Origin of the sequence: Citricoccus sp. (genome assembly GCF_035445025.1) — a bacterium.
In the GTDB taxonomy this organism is placed as follows: domain Bacteria; phylum Actinomycetota; class Actinomycetes; order Actinomycetales; family Micrococcaceae; genus Citricoccus.
Genome location: NZ_DAOMPX010000006.1, coordinates 1 through 16,854, shown reverse-complemented (window position 1 = coordinate 16,854; position 16,854 = coordinate 1). Strand labels below are relative to the sequence as shown.

The following is a 16,854-nucleotide window of genomic DNA, read 5'->3' as shown; positions in this document are numbered from 1 at the left end:
GGCCTCCTTGGCCGCTTTGCGCTCGGCCTTGGCGGCCCGCTTCGCGGCCTTGTCGGCCTTCTTCCGCAACCGGGCCGCCTTGTCCTGGACGGCCGTGGATGCCTTTCCCGGCTTGCCCTGTTTGCCCGGCTTGTCCGCCGTGACCCCCTGGGCGGTCTTCCCGGCCTTGCCCGCCGTCCCGCTCGCGACCGTCTCGGCCGCGGCCGCGCGCTCCGCCGCCTGGCGGGCCCCTCCGGCCATGCCCGTGCCCGTCGTCGCGCTCCGTCCGGTGCCGGCCTGGTCGGCCTCCACCCGGCGTGCGATCTCCTGGTCGGCCGCCCTCCGGGCGGTCTGCAGCACGGATGCCCGGGCGGGGGACTGGGCCATCACGTCGGTGGCCCACAGTGCGGCTCCCACGATCCCGGCGTTGTTCTGCAGTGCGGCCGGCACGATCGGGGTGCGCAGGCGCAACAGCGGGAGGTAGTCCTGGGGGCGCTTGGAGATGCCGCCGCCGACGATGATCAGGTCCGGGTAGAAGATGCCCTCCACGTAGGAGAAGTAGCGCTGGAGCCGCTCGGCGTACTCCGGCCAGTCCAGTCCGTCCCGCTCACGGGCGGACGCCGAGGCCCGCTGCTCGGCGATCGCCCCGTCGAGCTCGATGGTGCCCGGTTCCAGGTTCGGCACCAGTTCGCCGTCCCTGAACAGTCCGCCCCCGATGCCGGTGCCGAGGGTGAGGACGAGGACCGTGCCCGGCACGCCCCGGCCCGCACCGAACCGGACCTCGGCCAGTCCGGCGGCGTCGGCGTCGTTCAGGGTGGCCACCGGGCGCTTGAGGTGCTCGGAGAACAGCGCGTCCACGTCGGTGCCGATCCAGGACCGGTCGATGTTCGTCGCCGTGCGGCAGATCCCGTTCTGGATGGCGGCGGGGAAGCACACGCCGGCCATCAGGGTCGCCGGCGGGGCCTCGGGCCGGGAGTCCAGCTCGGCCGCGATCTCGGCCAGGACCCCGGCGACCGTGTCCGGGACGGCCGGCTTCGGCGTGGGGATCCGGTACCGCTTGCCGACCAGCTGGCCGGTGTCCGGGCCGGCGCCGAGCTGGACGATCCCGCCCTTCATGCCGGTACCGCCGACGTCGATCCCGAGGGCGGTGTGTGCCCCGGTGGCAGGGTCGGTTCTCTGCTGCGCCATGGAAGTGCTCCTAGGGGTGTCGACGGGGGACGTGGTCAGGGCAGGGTCAGGATGTCCGCGCCGTCGTCGGTGACGACCAGCGTGTGCTCGAACTGGGCGGTGCGCCTGCGGTCCCGGGTGACCACGGTCCAGCCGTCGTCCCACTGGTCCCACGCGATGGAGCCGAGGGTGATCATGGGCTCGATGGTGAACACCATGCCGGGGACCATGAGCCGGTTGTGCGCCGGGGCGGCGTCGTAGTGGGGGATGACCAGTCCGGAGTGGAACTCCCGCCCGACGCCGTGGCCGATGAAGTCCCGCACCACGCCGTAGCCGAACCGCTTGGCGTAGGACTCGATGGCGCGGCCGATGACGTTGATCTCCCGGCCCGGCTTGACGGCCTTGATGCCCCGCATCATCGCCTCGTGCGTGCGCTCGACCAGCAGGGCGGACTCCTCGTCCACGGTGCCGACGGTGAAGGTCATGTTGTGGTCGCCGTGGTGGCCGTCCAGGTAGGCGGTGATGTCGAGGTTGATGATGTCCCCGTCCTCGAGCACCGTGTCGTCCGGGATGCCGTGGCAGATGACCTCGTTGAGCGAGGTGCAGATGGACTTGGGGAATCCCTTGTAGCCGAGGCAGGAGGGGTAGGCTCCGTGGCCGATGAGGTACTCGTGGGCCACCCTGTCCAGTTCGGCCGTGGTCACCCCGGGGGTGATGTGCTTCGCCGTCTCCTGCATGGCCCGGGCGGCCAGCCGTCCCGCGGCGCGGATCCTCTCGATGCCCTCGGCGTCGTAGACGTCCGACCCCTTGCCCTCGTCCGCGGTGGCCTTCCCCACGTACTCCGGGCGGTCGATGGAGGCGGGTACGGCCAGCGGTGGGGCGACGACGCCCGGGGCCAGGGTGCCCACGGGCGCCAGGGAGCCGGGCTGGCCGGCAGGCGGCCCGGCGGGGGCCGGGCCGTTGTGGCCGGCTGCGGTCCCGGCGGGGACGGTGGCGGTTCGGGTGGACGTCATGGAGCCTTCGGACATGTTTCGATCCTATCGCCGTCCCGACGGGCCCGGATCGCCGGGATCGACCCTAGGCTGGTGCCATGAGCGAATACTGGTACAACGTCGTCACCAAGACCGTCGAGGAAGGCCCCCAGTCGGACTGGTCGAAGCTGCTGGGCCCCTACACCACCCGCGAGGAGGCCGAGGGCGCGATCGCGCAGGTGCAGGCCAACAACGAGCGCTGGGACGAACGCGAGGGCGAGGACTCCAACTGGGACAACAACCCCACCAACGACCGGGACTGAGTCCGCGGTCCGCCGCCCGCGCCCCGTGGCCCGGCGGACCGCCCCGCCGGGTCCGTGCAGGACGGGGCCCGGGGGCACCGGAACCTCAGGACTCGAAGCCGTGCTCCGCGGCCGGGAAGGTGCCCTCCAGCACGTCCCGGCGGTAGGCGGCCGCGGCCTCGCCGACGATCGAGCGCAGGTCCGCGTACTGCTTGACGAACCGGGGCATCCTCCCGGCCCGCAGGCCCAGCATGTCCTGCCACACCAGCACCTGTCCCGTGGTCCCGGCACCGGCACCGATGCCGATGGTGGGCACGCGCAGGGCCTCGTCCACCTGGCGGGCCACGTCGGCGGGCACCATCTCCATCAGGACCGCGAAGGCCCCGGCGTCCTGGAGCACCGTGGCCTCACGGATCATGGACGCGGCGGCGCCCTCGCCGCGGCCCTGGACGCGGTACCCGCCCAGGACGTTCTCGGACTGCGGCGTGAAGCCGATGTGGGCCATCACCGGCACGCCGGCATCGGTCATCATGGCCACGTGGTCCGCGTACCGGATCCCGCCCTCCATCTTCACGGCGTGCACCCCGGCCTCCTTGACGAGCCGGATGGCACTGGCGGTGGCCTGTTCGGGGGAGACCTCGTACGAGCCGAACGGCAGGTCGCAGATGACCATCGCATGAGTGGTGCCGCGCACCACGGAACCGGCGAAGACGATCATCTCCTCCATGGTGATCGGCAGCGTCGTGGCGTGGCCCATCACGTTGTTGGCGGCCGAATCGCCCACGAGGATCGTCTCAAGGCCGGCCTCGTCGAACACCTGGGCCATCTGGAAGTCGTAGGCGGTGAGCATGGCGAACCGGCGACCCTCGTCCTTGGCCTGCTGCAGGTGCGCGGTACGGTACCGGGCCGGGGTCTTGGCGGCGTACGGTGCGGTCTCGTTCTCAGCCATGACCGCAGTCTAGTGTCGCCGGCGCTGACCTCGGGGCATGTCCGGCGTGACCGCGCACGGGAGTGCTCCCACCGCTACAGTGGAGCCAACGTCCCGATCCGACAGGAGGCAGCCACGAACGATGGATCGCCAACAGGAGTTTGTACTCAGGACCATCGAGGACCGGGACGTGCGGTTCGTGCGCCTGTGGTTCACCGACGTGACCGGGACGCTGAAGTCCGTGGCCCTGGCGCCCGCCGAGGTGGAGGGGGCCTTCGCGGAGGGGCTGGGCTTCGACGGGTCCTCCATCGACGGCTACACCCGCATCTTCGAGTCCGACATGCTGCTGCAGCCGGATCCCTCGACCTTCCAGATCCTGCCCTGGCGCGGTGAGGAGGAGCCGACATCGCGGATGTTCTGCGACGTGCTCACCCCGGACGGCGAACCGTCCGCGGCGGATCCCCGGAACGTGCTGCGCCGCCAGCTGTCCCGGGCCGCGGACATGGGCTTCACCTTCTACACGCACCCGGAGATCGAGTTCTACCTGCTGGCCTCGAAGGAACCGGGGCCGGACGGCCAACCGGTCCCGGTGGACCAGGCCGGGTACTTCGACCACGAGCCCGGCGGGGTGGCCACGGACTTCCGCCGCCACGCGGTGAACATGCTGGAGGCCATCGGGATCTCCGTGGAGTTCAGCCACCACGAGTCCGGACCGGGCCAGAACGAGATCGACCTGAGGTACGCGGACGCGCTGCAGACGGCGGACAACATCATGACGTTCCGCACGGTCATCAAGGAGGTGGCCCAGCTACAGGGCAACTACGCCACGTTCATGCCCAAGCCCTTCGGGGACCACGCCGGCTCCGGGATGCACACCCACTTCTCCCTCTTCGAGGGTGACTCCAACGCCTTCTTCGAGCCCGGTGCGGAGTTCCACCTGTCCACCACCGCCCGCCGGTTCATCGCCGGACTGCTGCACCACAGCGTGGAGATCACGGCGATCACCCACCAGTTCGTCAACTCCTACAAGCGTCTCTGGGGCGGTGGCGAGGCGCCCGCCTACGTCTCCTGGGGTCACAACAACCGCTCCGCCCTGGTCCGGGTGCCCCTGTACAAGCCGGACAAGGCGGGGTCCGCCCGCGTGGAGTACCGCGGCATCGACGCCTCCGCCAACCCGTACCTCACCTACGCCGTCCTGCTGGCGGCCGGGTTGAAGGGGATCGAGGAGGAGTACGAACTCCCGGAGGCGGCGGCGGAGGACGTCAACGCCCTGACCGCCATGGAACGCCGTGCCCTGGGGCACGATCCGCTGCCGGGCACCCTGCACGATGCCCTGCGGATCATGGAGGAGTCCGAGTTCGTCGCCGGGGTGCTGGGGGAGCAGGTGTTCGAGAACTACCTGCGCAACAAGCGCCAGGAATGGGACGAGTACCGGATCAAGGTCACCCCCTACGAACTGCAGCGGTACCTCGGCATCCTGTAGAGCCCGATGCGACCCTCCACCCCCGGAAGCAGCGCCCCTGCCGCCCGCAGCGCGAATCGCAGCGGCATACCGGTCCCGGCCGGTTCCCCGGCCGAGGCCGGCGGATTCAGCCGGGGCGTGCTCATCGGGACTGGGTTCACCGACCTCGACCGCGCTCGCACGCTGCTGGCCTCGAGCGAGCTCGACCGGGTCGACCACGAGACGCTGCTCGGGATCCTGGCCGACGCCCCGGATCCCGACCAGGCCCTGATCCTCCTGGTCCGTCTCCTGGACCGGGCCCCGGGGACGGCGGGCGTGCTGGACGACCCCGACCGGTCCCTGGCCCTGGCGCGACTGCTGGGCTCCTCGGAGGCACTGGGGGAGTTCCTGATCCGCCGGCCGGACCACGTCGACCTGCTCACCGACCCCACGCAGGCCGCGGCCACGGCCCCCGTGCTCGGCCCGGAGGGGCTGGACTCCGAGTCCTCCACGCTCCGGGACCTGCTGCTGGCGGCCGTGGAGGCGGACCCCTCGGTGCCCGAGCCGGTGGCCGGGCTGCGGGGCAAGGAGGCCGCTGCCGCGCTGCGCATCGCGTACCGCCGCCAGCTGACGGCCCTGGCCCTGCAGGACCTGACCGACCCGGATCCCCAGGGCATCCAGCCGAAGGTCTCGGCGTGGTTGTCCGACCTGGCCGGCGCCGCGATCGAGGCGGGACTGGCGGTGTCCCGCGCGGACGCCGCCGAGCAGTACGGCGACGACGCGCGCAGCGTCAGCCTGGCGGTCATCGGCATGGGCAAGTGCGGGGCCCGGGAGCTGAACTACATCTCGGACGTGGACGTGATCTTCGTCCACTCCTCGACCCTGGCCGACGGGCACCGGTCGGCGACCATCGCCACCGCCCTGGCCGCCGGGATCTCCCGGTACGTCACCGCCGCGGCGCCCGAGCCGGGACTGTGGGAGGTGGACGCCAACCTGCGTCCGGAGGGCAAGGACGGGACGCTGTCCCGCACGGTCGACTCCCACGCCGAGTACTACCGCCGCTGGGCCCACACCTGGGAGTTCCAGGCCCTGCTCAAGGCCCGGCCGATCGCCGGGTTGCCGGAGCTGGGCCAGGAGTACATCGACGCGATCTGGCCCCTGGTGTGGACGAGCTCGGAGCGGGAGGGCTTCGTGTCCTCCGTCCAGGGCATGCGCCGCCGCGTGCTGGACAACATCGCACACCAGGACCGGGACCGTGAGATCAAGCTGGGCTCCGGCGGGCTCCGGGACGTCGAGTTCACGGTCCAGCTGCTGCAGCTGGTCCATGGCAAGACCGAGGAGTCCGTGCGGGTCCGCAACACCCAGAGCGCCATCCGTGCCCTGGAACGGCGCTCCTACATCGGCCGCAAGGACGCCCAGTCCTTCGCGGCGGCCTACCGGTTCCTGCGCCTGCTGGAGCACCGGATCCAGTTGGTGCACCTGCGCCGCACCCACCTGATGCCGGACCGCCCCCGTGCCCGGTGGGTACTGGCCCGCTCCTCCCGGGGTCCGGGGGAACCGGGCCCGTCCGACGCCGATGCCCTCACGGCGGTGTGGAAGCGGACCCGCAAGGACGTGCGGGCCCTGCACGAGAAGATCTTCTACCGTCCGCTGCTGTCCACCACGGCGGCCCTGTCCGCCGAGGAGGTCCGCCTCACCCCGGTGGCGGTGGGCGAGCGGCTCTCGGCCCTGGGTTACCTGGACCCGTCGGGTGCCCTGCGCCATATCGAGGCCCTCACCACGGGCGTGTCCCGGCGCGCGTCCCTGCAGCGGCAGCTGTTGCCGGTCATGCTCGGCTGGCTGGCGAACGGACCGGACCCCGACGGCGGCCTGCTCGCCTTCCGGAGGCTGTCCGAGTCCCTCGGTTCCTCACCCTGGTTCCTGGGTATGCTCCGGGACTCCTCCGCGGCGGCGGAGCGGTTGTGCCATGTGCTGTCCTCCTCCTCCTACATCAGCGACATGCTCGAGCACCTGCCGGAGGCCGCGGCCTGGCTGGGCCGGGACCGTGAACTGCAGCCGATGCCGTTCGAGGCGCAGTGGCAGGAGATCCGGGCCAAGATGGCCCGCCACCCGGACGGTGACGAGGCGATGCGGCAGATCCGGTTGATCAGGCAGCGCGAGATCCTGCGCACCGCGATCGCCGACGCCGCCGGACTGCTGGACCAGGACGCCGTCGGGCATGCCCTCTCCGACGCGGACCGGGCCGCCGTCCTCGGCGCCCTGCACGTGGCCGAGAACACGATGTTCGGCCACCCCGAGGCCCGCCAGGACGAGGCCGGGGAACTCACCGACCTGCTCCTGGTCGCCATGGGCCGCCAGGGCGGCCAGGAGATCGGCTACGGATCGGACCTGGACGTGATGTTCGTCCACCGCCCCCGGGCCGGTGCCGACCCCGACGCGGCCCAGCGGCAGGCCGTGGAGCTGGCCAAGCAGGTGAGCTCCCTGCTGACCAAGCCGTGCCGCCCGCCCGTGCTGGCGGAGCGGCCACTGATCGTGGACGCCGATCTGCGTCCCGAGGGCAAGAAGGGGCCGCTGGCGCGGTCCCTGGAGTCCTACCAGGAGTACTACCGGCGCTGGGCGGACACCTGGGAGGTCCAGGCCCTGCTGAGGGCCCGGGCCGTCGCCGGCGACCCCGGACTCGCCCGGGACTTCATCGCATGGGCGGACTCCGTGCGCTACGCCGGGGATCCCGGTCCCACGGCCATCCGGGAGATCCGCCGGATCAAGGCCCGGGTGGAGTCCGAGCGGCTGCCACGGGGCGCGGACCCCGCCCGGCACCTCAAGCTCGGCCGGGGCGGGCTGTCCGACGTCGAGTGGCTCGTCCAGACCCTCCAGCTGCAGCACGCGGACACCCGCGCGTCATTGCGGACGACCGGGACGATGTCCGCGCTGGAGGCGTTGGTGACGGAGGGCCTGCTGCCCGCGGAGGACGGTGAGGTGCTGCACCGTGCGTGGCAGCTGGCCTCGAGGATCCGCTCCGGGATCGTGGTGTGGTCCGGCAAGAACTCGGACGTGCTGCCGACCAAGCGCCAGGACCTGGAGGCCATCGCGCGGTGGTGCGGTTACGAGCCCGGCAACGCCGCCGGGCTGGAGGAGGACTACCTCCGGTGCACCCGGCACGCCCGCCAGGTGTTCGAGAAGCACTTCTACGGGGCCTGAGCCGTGCCGACGTCCCGTCCGGCGGGTCAGCCGCGGACCATGACGTTCTCCCCGAGCAGCTGGAGGGTGCGGTGCCGGGCCTCGAGGTCCGGGGCCGCGTTGGTGATGATCAGCTCGTCCGCCTGGACGCGCTCCCTGAACCGGTCCAGGTAGTCCCGGACGGTCTCGACGGTGCCGACGGCCGTGTACTTGGTCATCGAGAGCACCTGTTCCGCGGCGGGGGAGTGCATCAGCAGGGTGACCTCCTCCTCGGTGAGGTCCCGTCCCCGGCCGAGCATCTGCCGGATGCGGAACCGCTGGGAGAGCTCGAACTGCCGCTGGGCCTCCTCGGCCGTGTCGGCGGCGATGACGTTCAGCGCGGCGATGAAGTGCGGTTCCGGGTAGTCCTCGGACGGCTCGAACGACTCCCGGTAGATGCGGGCGGCGTGTTCGAGCATCTGCGGGGCGAAGTGCGAGGCGAAGGCGTACCCGAGCCCCAGGGCGGCCGCGAGCTGCGCCCCGTACTGGGAGGAGCCGAGCACGAACAGCGGGACGTCGGTCCCCTTGCCCGGATAGGCGTCCACCCCGGGGATCATGGACTCGCCCTTGAGGTATCCCTGCAGCTCCTTGATGTCCCGGGGGAACGTGTCGGCCGCCGAGGGCTCGCGCCGCAGGGCCATCATGGTCCGCTGGTCCGTGCCCGGGGCCCGCCCCAGTCCCAGGTCGATCCGGCCCGGGTGGATCTCGGCCAGGGTGCCGAACTGCTCGGCGATCACCAGCGGCGAGTGGTTGGGGAGCATGATGCCTCCGGCACCCAGGCGGATGCTCGAGGTGTTCGCGGCGACGTGGGCGATCAGCACCGAGGTGGCCGAGGAGGCGATGGAGGGGAAGTTGTGGTGCTCGGCGAACCAGATCCGGGCGAACCCCTGCTCCTCGGCCGCCCGTGCCAGGTCCACGGTGGCGGCCACCGCCTCGGCGACGGACTGGTCCGGCAGGACGGTGGACAGGTCGAGGATCGACAGGGGGTAGCTCACGAGGGGCCTTTCACGAGGGGACATCGCTCAGGCACAGCCGACGCCGGGGGGAATCTATTCCCCCGGTCCGCGTTGACCCGAGGTCAGGGGCGCCGGGACGTACCTCTCCCCTCAACGCGGAAGAGCCCGCACGAGACGCCCCTCGACAGGGCGGGCACTCGTGCGGACTCTGTGCGGGCCGAGGCCCTCAGCGACCGGCGACCAGGCTAGACGCCGTAGTAGAGCTCGAACTCGTAGGGGTTCGGGCGGATCGACAGCGGCAGGATCTCGTGCTCACGCTTGTAGGAGACCCAGGCCTCGATGAGGTCCTCGGTGAAGACATCACCGGCCAGGAGGAACTCGTGGTCCTCCTCGAGCGCGCGCAGGGCCTCCTCCAGCGAGGCAGGTGCCTTCTGGATGGTCGCGGCCTCCTCGGCGGGCAGCTCGTAGAGGTCCTTGTCGATCGGCTCGGCCGGCTCGATCCGGTTGCGGATGCCGTCCAGGCCGGCCATCAGCTGGGCGGCGAAGGCCAGGTACGGGTTGCTGGACGGATCCGGGGCGCGGAACTCGAGGCGCTTGGCCTTCGGGTTGGAGCCCGTGATCGGGATGCGGATGGCCGCCGAGCGGTTGCCCTGGGAGTAGACCATGTTGATCGGGGCCTCGAAGCCCTTCACCAGACGCCGGTAGGAGTTCACCGTCGGGTTGGTGAACGCCAGGATGGCAGAGGCGTGCTTCAGCAGGCCGCCGATGTACCAGCGGGCGGTGTCCGAGAGGTTGGCATAGCCCTTCTCGTCGTAGAACAGCGGCTCGCCGGCGTTCCACAGCGACTGGTGGCAGTGCATGCCCGAGCCGTTGTCACCGAACACGGGCTTCGGCATGAAGGTCGCGGTCTTGCCGAAGGCGTCCGCGGTGTTCTTCACGACGTACTTGAACTTCTGCAGGTCGTCGGCCGCGTGGGTCAGCGTGTTGAACCGGTAGTTGATCTCCGCCTGGCCGGCCGCACCGACCTCGTGGTGGGACCGCTCGACCTCCAGGCCCACCTCGTCCAGGGCCACGCAGATCGCATCGCGCAGGTCGGCCTGCTTGTCGACCGGCGAGACGGGGAAGTAACCGCCCTTGACACCGGTCTTGTGGGATAGGTTGCCACCCTCCTCGGCGCGACCGGAGTTCCACCAGGCCTCGTCGGAATCGACCGAGTAGAAGCTGTGGTTGGGCGTGGACTGGTACCGGACGTCCTCGAAGATGAAGAACTCGGCCTCGGAGGCGAAGTTCGCCGTGTCGGCGATGCCGGTGGAGGCCAGGTACTCCTCGGCGCGCTGGGCGACACCGCGCGGGTCGCGGTGGTACGGCTCACCCGTCCGGGGGTTGACGATGGAGAAGTTCATCACCAGGGTCTTCTCGACCCGGAAGGGGTCGACGTAGGCGGTGGCCACGTCCGGGATCAGCTGCATGTCGGACTCGGCGATGCCCTGGAAGCCACGGATCGACGAGCCGTCGAAGAGCTGGCCATCGGTGAAGAAGTCCTCGTCCACGGCCTTGGCCGGCAGGTTGAAGTGCTGCTGGACCCCGGGCAGGTCGGTGAAGCGGACATCGATGAAGACGATGTCCTCTTCCTGGATGAACTGCAGGGCTTCCTGGACGGAAGTGAACATGCGGGCGCTCCTCGGTGGATCGTTGCGAATGGGTTCACCCTATCGGCATGCCGTGAATCATCGGTGACGGTCGTGTTTCGGGCGTGTAACACGGCCACCGCGGCCTGGGTCCGCGGTGGCCGTCACCGCGGTGGCAGGCGGACGCGGACGGGCCGACTCGGTAGAGTGGGACGGTGGCTCGATCCAAGAAGAACAGGTCCTCCGCCGGCGCAGGCGCCTCCTCGACGGGGACGTCCGGGAAGCCCCGCGACGACCGTCCGCGACCCGCTGCGGAGCCCGCCGACGAGCGCCTCATCACCCGGCGGGACATGGCCGGGTGGGTCGGGGGGACCGAACGGTCCGGACAGCTGGGCAAGTGGCCCGGGGAACGCCTCGGACTGGCCGAGGAGGGACCGACGGCGATGGCCGGATGGGGCCGGCGGGTGCTGGCCCTGGTCATCGACTGGTTCATCCCCGCCGTGCTGTCCGCCGTGTGGTTCCAGGGGCACAGCCTCGTGACGCTGGGCCTGTTCGTCGTCCTGCAGGTGCTGGGCGTCGGCCTCCTGGGCACCACGATCGGCAAGCGCCTGGTCCGGATCCAGGTCGTCCGCGTCGGCGGGGCCATGACCGGCCTGCCCAAGGCCCTGCTGCGCACGGTGCTGCTCTGCCTGATCGTCCCGCCGCTGGTGATCGACGGCGACGGCCGTGGACTGCACGACCGGGCCGCCGGAACCGTCCAGATCCGGATGTGAGGTTCCCCGGGATCCGGGGACGAGGGGACCCGGGTCCTGAGATTCCTGGAACCCGGACGTGCGGGTTCCAGGACGCTCGAGATCCGGGGTCCGTCGCTTCGGGTCAGGAGGCCTTATCGGCCGCGCATCGACTTGCGGTCCGGCCGGGCACGGTAGGGATCGATGCCCTTCGGGATCGGCATCTTCGCGGAACCCAGCGCCGCCAGGCGCTTGTCCACGGCCTGGACCTCCTGCTTGGTCAGGGTCTTCTTCATGCGCTTGAGGGTCTTGGCCAGGTCCTGGAGCTCGACCTGGCCCTCACCGTGTCCGGTCGCGAGGACCTGGATCGGCACGTTGGGCAGGAAGCGCTGCATGTTGCGCCGCTCCTTCTCCACCAGGGGACGCACGCGGTTGGTCGGACCCTCGGTGATGAGCACGACGCCGGGACGGCCCACCGCGCGGAAGACCGCGTCCTGGGTCTTGGGGCTCACCGCCACGGGCTGTTCGGGGATGATCCAGCCGCGGCGCAGGGTGGACAGGGCCGCGCCGGCGGCGCCGGGGCGGCCGTCGATGCGGGCGAAGGCGGCGCGCTCGGCCATCCGGTTCATGATGATGACGGCGGCCAGCAGGCCGAACGGGATGGCGATGAGCAGCCACGTGATCCAGTTGTTCAGGAGCAGGCCGACGATGAGGCCGATGACGAGGGCACCGACGAAGGCCAGCGACATCCACAGCACGACCTTGGGGTCGTGGGCGCGGGTCATGGAGAAGACCTCGCCCATCTGCTTGAAGACGCCGGGCTTCTTGGTGGCCTTCTTCCGGGCCCTGTTCTCGGCCTTGTTCGCCTTGGCGCTGGCGCGCTCCTGGAGGCGGCGCTCACGCTGGGCGGCCTTGACCGCCTTCAGGGCGTCACGGGTCGAGGACGAGGATGCTGCGGGATCTGTGCTCTTGGCCATAGTGGCGCTAAGTCTACCGGCCGGCAAGGAGGGTTGCGGCCTCCTGCCGCGTGCTGCCGTTGTCCTCGATGTGGGCGAGGTGCTCGGGCATGGGCCGTCCGAGCTTGCGCATGGCAGAGGCGTACAGCCGGCCGGCCCGGTAGGAGGACCGGACCAGGGGACCGGCCATGACGCCGGCGAAGCCGATCTCCTCGGCCCGGTCGGACCAGTGCACGAATTCCTGCGGCTTGACCCAGCGGTCGATCGGGTGATGCAGCTTCGAGGGACGCACGTACTGGGTGATCGTGATGATGTCGCAACCGGCCTCGTGCAGGTCCAGCAGCGCCTGGTCGATCTCGTGGTCCTCCTCACCCATGCCCAGGATGAGGTTGGACTTGGTGAGGAGCCCGTCCGCCTTGGCCATGGTCAGCACGCGCAGGGACTTCTCGTAGGTGAACGCCGGGCGGATGCGCTTGAAGATCCGCGGCACCGTCTCCAGGTTGTGGGCGAAGACCTCCGGCCGGGCGTCGAAGACGACCTGGACGAGGTCCGGGTCGGCCCCGAAGTCCGGGGGCAGGATCTCCACGCCCGTGTTCGGGTTCAGCTCGTGGATCTTCCGGATCGTCTCGGCGTAGAGCCAGGCCGCACCGTCCTTCTGGTCGTCCCGGGCCACGCCGGTGACCGTGGTGTAGCGCAGGTTCATCTCGCGGATGTTCTCCGCCACCCGGCGGGGCTCGTCCAGGTCCAGCGGGTTGGGGCGGCCGGTGGCGATGTCGCAGAAGTCACAGCGACGGGTGCAGACGTCACCGCCGATCAGGAAGGTGGCCTCCCGGTCCTCCCAGCACTCGAAGATGTTCGGGCAGCCGGCCTCCTCACACACGGTGTGCAGGCCGGAGGACTTGACCTTGTTCTTGAGCTGGATGTACTCCGGCCCGATCTCGACCTTCGCCTTGATCCAGTCGGGCTTGCGTTCCACGGGGACCTCGGAGTTCCGGGCCTCGACGCGCAGCAGTCGGCGGCCGTCGGGGGATGCGCTCACTTGGATGTTCCTTCCAGCAGGGGGGAGTCGATTCCCTCGCCCGCGGCGAGGAGGGCCGAGGACACGGGGGCGAGGTGCTCCGGGGCCAGGGCGGTGAAGTGCTCCATCACGGCGGTCACGACGTCGGCGGGGGACACGTCCTGTCCGGTCTCGGCCGCGATGGTGGTGGATCCTGCGTCGGTGATGCCGCAGGCGATGATGTGGTCGTAGGGGGTCAGGTCGTTGTCGCAGTTCAGGGCGAACCCGTGCATGGAGACCCCGTGGTTGACCCGCAGCCCGATGGCCGCGATCTTGCGATCGGGCAGGGGCCTGCCGTCGGCGTCGGTCCCGCCCCGGATCCACACCCCGGACCGGCCGTCGACCCGTTCACCCGTCAGTCCGTAACCGGCCAGCGTCCGGATGAGGACCTCCTCCAGGAACCAGACGTACTCCCGGACGGCGGAGGGGTCGGCGAGCCGGACCACGGGGTAGCAGACCAGTTGGCCGGGGCCGTGCCAGGTCAGCTTGCCACCGCGGTCCACGTGGACCACGGACGAGCCGTCATCGGGCATGTCCGCGGGCTCGGTGCGCTTGCCGGCGGTGTAGACCGCGGTGTGTTCCAGCAGCAGCACGGCGCCGGCCGAGGAACCGTCCACGACGTCGGCGTGCAACGACTGTTGCAGGTCCCACGCCCGTTGGTAGTCAACGGTGTCCGGGGACAGGCCCAGGACGCGGAACGGCGGGTAGGTCGACGCGGACATGCGTCCACTCTAGCCTCGCACCCCGGACCTGTGGATAACCCGCCACGCCATGCGGGGTAACGCGGCACGATGGAAGGACGGCGCACGGGAGTGCACGGAAGCGCACCGGACGGCGGGGCGGATGGAACGGGAAGGGGACCGGACAGCATGGGCACACCAGGGGACACCCCCACGGTCCCGGGGTGGCAGGTGCGGCGTGAACTGGGCCGTGGAGGCAGCTCGACGGTCTGGCTGGTGGAGGACGGCCGGGGCGGGCAGGCCGCCCTGAAGCTCCCGGACCGATCGGCCGAGGCGCCCGCGGCCTCGCTCGACGTCGAGTTGCGGGCGCTGGGCGAGCTGAGGCACGAGCACGTGGTGCGACCGCTGGGGGTCGTGTCCACCGACCGGGGACCGGGACTGCTGAGCGAGTACCACGCCGGCGGTTCCCTGGGTTCCCTGGTCCGGGCCGCGGGCCCGTTGCCGGTGGGCCAGGTGGTGACCGTCCTGGTGCCCGTGGCGCAGGCCCTCCAGGCCCTGCACGGGCTCGGTGTGGTCCACGGTGACCTCTCGCCGGGAAACATCCTCTTCACCGTCCAGGGACGTCCGGCGGTCTCGGACCTCGGGTCGTCCCGGTTGCTGGGCGGGGCATCTGTCCGGACCGGCACTCCGGGTTTCTGCGCCCCGGAGATCGCGGACGGTCCCGACGACGGGCACGGTGGGCTCGACCCGGCCGCGGACGTCTACTCGCTGGCGGCCGTCGGATGGTATGCCCTGACCGGACGGGCCCCGGCCCGCACCTCGTCCCGCGCCCCGCTGCCGCTGGTGGTCCCGGACATCCCGGACGAGGTCGTCTCGCTCCTGGAGGCAGGGCTGGCCGAGGACCCGGGGGTCAGGCCCAGCGCCGAACGTTTCGCCCTGGCCTGCTATCGCTGGGCCACCGCCGAACCGGTGGACCTGTACCCGTCGGCCAGCCCGGACGTGGCCATGGAGCTGCCCACGCGCCATCGCACCGAGCCCGCACGACGGCGGCGACGGCCCGTCCTGTGGGCCGCGGGTACCGGCGCGGCGCTGGCGGTGGCCGGCGGTGTCCTGGCCACCGGCGTGGTCGGGATCGGGGCAGATCCCCCGGTGTCCGCCCCGACGCCCGGCCCCGCCGGGGCAGCGGCCAGCGATCCCGCGACGACTGGCCTGAGGGGGACGCCGTCCCCCTCGCCCCCCGGCCCCTCGATCACCGGCCCCTCCGGCACGACGGGCCCTCGGGACGGCGGGGGTACGAGCGACGTGGCGGAGGCGGCGCGCACCCTGGGACCGGCCCGGGCGCGGGCTCTGGCCTCGCTGGACCGGGAGGATGTCCGCGCCTACAGCCTGCCGGACTCACCGGCCTACGAGGCGGACCTGAGGCTGCTCGACGAATTGGACAGCCGCGGCCTGCGGTATGAGGACCTGGCGCTGCGGACGGCCGTCTCCGGGCCGGTCGACCGCACCGGCCCGGACGAGGCCCGGGTACCCCTGACGCTGACGATCAGTCCCTACCGGACGGTGACGACCGCCGGACGGACCGTCGACGAGGTGACGCGCTCCACCGAGGAACGGTTCACGGCCGAACTGGTCCGGACGGGCCCCGGCTGGCGCGTCGAGCGGATCGTCGAGGGACGGGGCCCGGAGCGGTGACCGACGACGAGGGCGCCTGCCCGGGAGATCCCGGACAGGCGCCCTGGTCGAGGTGGTGCGTCCGCTGCGACGGGCGCAGCGAACGCACGACGGGTGGTCAGACGGAGTAGTCCTGCCACAGCACGGCCACGAGGATGTTGATCAGTCCGAGGCCACCCACGGCATGGGCCAGACCGGTGGGCACCGGCTCACCCCTGTTCTCCTTGCGGCGGCCCAGCAGGGCGGCGACGAACACGGCCAGGCCGATGACCAGCTTCACGGTGAGCTTGATCCGGTCGACGGGACCGTCACCCATCTCGGCGAACCCGAACAGCAGCAGGCCGGAGACGATCATGCCCAGTGAACCCCACCACTGCGACGTCGTGATGGTCGGGTTCTTGAAGTGGGCCAGCCAGCCGCCGACGATGGCCGCCGCGGAGATGATGTGGATGGCGACGATGATCGCGGTGAGGACCTCCACCCCCTACAGCCCCAGCTCGTGGGCGAACTCGCCCTCCTCAAGGCGTGCCTTGATCGTCTGCAGGAACCGTCCGGCGTCCGCGCCGTCCACCAGGCGGTGGTCGTAGGTCAGGGACAGGTACATCATGTGGCGGATGGCGATGACATCGTTGCCGTCCTGGTCGGTGATGACCATGGGGCGCTTCACGATGGTGCCGACGCCCAGGATGGCCACGTTCGGCTGGTTGATGATCGGGGTGTCGAACAGCGCTCCCACCGAACCGAAGTTGGTGATGGAGAACGTGCCGCCGGACAACTCGTCGGGTGAGATCTTGTTGCTCCGGGTGCGATCGGCCAGGTCGGCGATCTTGCTGGCGAGACCGGAGAGGTTCAGCGCACCGGCATCCGAGATCACCGGGACGAACAGGCCCTTGTCGGTGTCCACGGCGATCGCGATGTCCTCGGAGTCGTGGTAGGTGATCTCCGAGGTCTCCGCGTTGTACTCCGCGTTGAGCTTCGGGTGCTGCTTCAGCGCCTCCGCCACCGCCTGGGTGATGAACGGCAGGAAGGTCAGCTTCACGCCGTTCTTCTGCTGGAAGCTGCCCTTGGCCCGGTTGCGCAGCGCCACGATCCGGGTCATGTCGATCTCGTGCACCTGCGTGAGCTGGGCGGACACGTCCAGGGACTCGCGCATGCGCCGGGCGATGGTCTG

General features: G+C 70.7%; 14 protein-coding genes and 1 pseudogene. 5 read left to right on the top strand and 10 right to left on the bottom strand.

What is annotated here, in order from left to right; genetic code table 11:
• Window positions 1–375: 375 nt before the first annotated feature.
• Both ppgK and map read right to left on the bottom strand, forming a co-directional pair.
• Window positions 376–1,167: pseudogene (gene ppgK, locus PLJ28_RS03635) on the bottom strand (polyphosphate--glucose phosphotransferase); the annotation flags it as partial.
• Window positions 1,168–1,202: 35 nt separating this feature from the next.
• Window positions 1,203–2,159, bottom strand: a complete 957-nt coding sequence (map, locus tag PLJ28_RS03630; protein WP_255459442.1) for a type I methionyl aminopeptidase — start codon at window positions 2,157–2,159, stop codon at window positions 1,203–1,205.
• Between the two features lie 77 nt (window positions 2,160–2,236).
• Between map and PLJ28_RS03625 the strand changes: the two genes are divergently transcribed.
• On the top strand, window positions 2,237–2,440 hold the full coding sequence (locus PLJ28_RS03625) for an SPOR domain-containing protein (protein ID WP_183526528.1): 204 nt from the start codon (window positions 2,237–2,239) through the stop codon (window positions 2,438–2,440).
• Between the two features lie 85 nt (window positions 2,441–2,525).
• Here PLJ28_RS03625 and panB read toward each other — a convergent pair whose 3' ends face one another.
• On the bottom strand, window positions 2,526–3,368 hold the full coding sequence (gene panB, locus PLJ28_RS03620; protein ID WP_183526525.1) for a 3-methyl-2-oxobutanoate hydroxymethyltransferase: 843 nt from the start codon (window positions 3,366–3,368) through the stop codon (window positions 2,526–2,528).
• A 121-nt stretch (window positions 3,369–3,489) separates the two neighbouring features.
• Between panB and PLJ28_RS03615 the strand changes: the two genes are divergently transcribed.
• Window positions 3,490–4,830, top strand: coding sequence for a glutamine synthetase family protein (locus tag PLJ28_RS03615; RefSeq protein WP_010143363.1), 1,341 nt, complete (start codon window positions 3,490–3,492; stop codon window positions 4,828–4,830).
• A 6-nt stretch (window positions 4,831–4,836) separates the two neighbouring features.
• Entirely contained in the window at window positions 4,837–7,986 is a 3,150-nt protein-coding gene (locus PLJ28_RS03610; protein ID WP_324589886.1) for a bifunctional [glutamine synthetase] adenylyltransferase/[glutamine synthetase]-adenylyl-L-tyrosine phosphorylase, read from the top strand.
• A 26-nt stretch (window positions 7,987–8,012) separates the two neighbouring features.
• Here the strand turns inward: PLJ28_RS03610 and PLJ28_RS03605 are convergent, their stop codons facing one another.
• A complete protein-coding gene (locus PLJ28_RS03605; protein WP_298044804.1) occupies window positions 8,013–8,999 on the bottom strand; it encodes an LLM class flavin-dependent oxidoreductase in 987 nt (328 codons plus the stop codon).
• A gap of 206 nt (window positions 9,000–9,205) precedes the next feature.
• Window positions 9,206–10,630, bottom strand: a complete 1,425-nt coding sequence (glnA, locus tag PLJ28_RS03600) for a type I glutamate--ammonia ligase (RefSeq protein WP_298044803.1) — start codon at window positions 10,628–10,630, stop codon at window positions 9,206–9,208.
• 173 nt (window positions 10,631–10,803) lie between these two features.
• Here glnA and PLJ28_RS03595 point away from each other — a divergent pair, with 173 nt between their 5' ends.
• Window positions 10,804–11,361 carry an RDD family protein gene (locus PLJ28_RS03595; RefSeq protein ID WP_298044801.1) on the top strand — a complete coding sequence of 186 codons (558 nt, stop codon included), beginning with the start codon at window positions 10,804–10,806 and terminating at the stop codon, window positions 11,359–11,361.
• Window positions 11,362–11,474: 113 nt separating this feature from the next.
• Here the strand turns inward: PLJ28_RS03595 and PLJ28_RS03590 are convergent, their stop codons facing one another.
• From PLJ28_RS03590 to lipB, 3 genes are read right to left on the bottom strand one after another with little or no spacing between them, the layout of a single operon-like run.
• Entirely contained in the window at window positions 11,475–12,296 is an 822-nt protein-coding gene (locus tag PLJ28_RS03590; protein ID WP_298044800.1) for a DUF4191 domain-containing protein, read from the bottom strand.
• Window positions 12,297–12,309: 13 nt separating this feature from the next.
• The gene (lipA, locus tag PLJ28_RS03585; RefSeq protein ID WP_183526510.1) at window positions 12,310–13,314 is read right to left on the bottom strand and encodes a lipoyl synthase; all 1,005 of its coding nucleotides are present in this window, start codon (window positions 13,312–13,314) and stop codon (window positions 12,310–12,312) included.
• Window positions 13,311–14,054 (bottom strand): lipoyl(octanoyl) transferase LipB, encoded by a 744-nt coding sequence (gene lipB, locus PLJ28_RS03580; RefSeq protein ID WP_298044798.1) that lies wholly within the window; start codon window positions 14,052–14,054, stop codon window positions 13,311–13,313. Before lipB ends, lipA begins: the two co-directional genes overlap by 4 nt.
• Window positions 14,055–14,201: 147 nt before the next feature.
• On the opposite strand from lipB, the gene PLJ28_RS03575 reads away from it, so the two are divergent.
• On the top strand, window positions 14,202–15,704 hold the full coding sequence (locus PLJ28_RS03575) for a serine/threonine-protein kinase (protein ID WP_298044797.1): 1,503 nt from the start codon (window positions 14,202–14,204) through the stop codon (window positions 15,702–15,704).
• Between the two features lie 97 nt (window positions 15,705–15,801).
• Here PLJ28_RS03575 and PLJ28_RS03570 read toward each other — a convergent pair whose 3' ends face one another.
• Window positions 15,802–16,164, bottom strand: coding sequence for a hypothetical protein (locus PLJ28_RS03570; protein ID WP_298044796.1), 363 nt, complete (start codon window positions 16,162–16,164; stop codon window positions 15,802–15,804).
• 3 nt (window positions 16,165–16,167) lie between these two features.
• Window positions 16,168–16,854, bottom strand: a 687-nt coding sequence (locus tag PLJ28_RS03565; protein ID WP_324589885.1) for a 2-oxo acid dehydrogenase subunit E2, incomplete at its 5' end; no start/stop codon positions are given.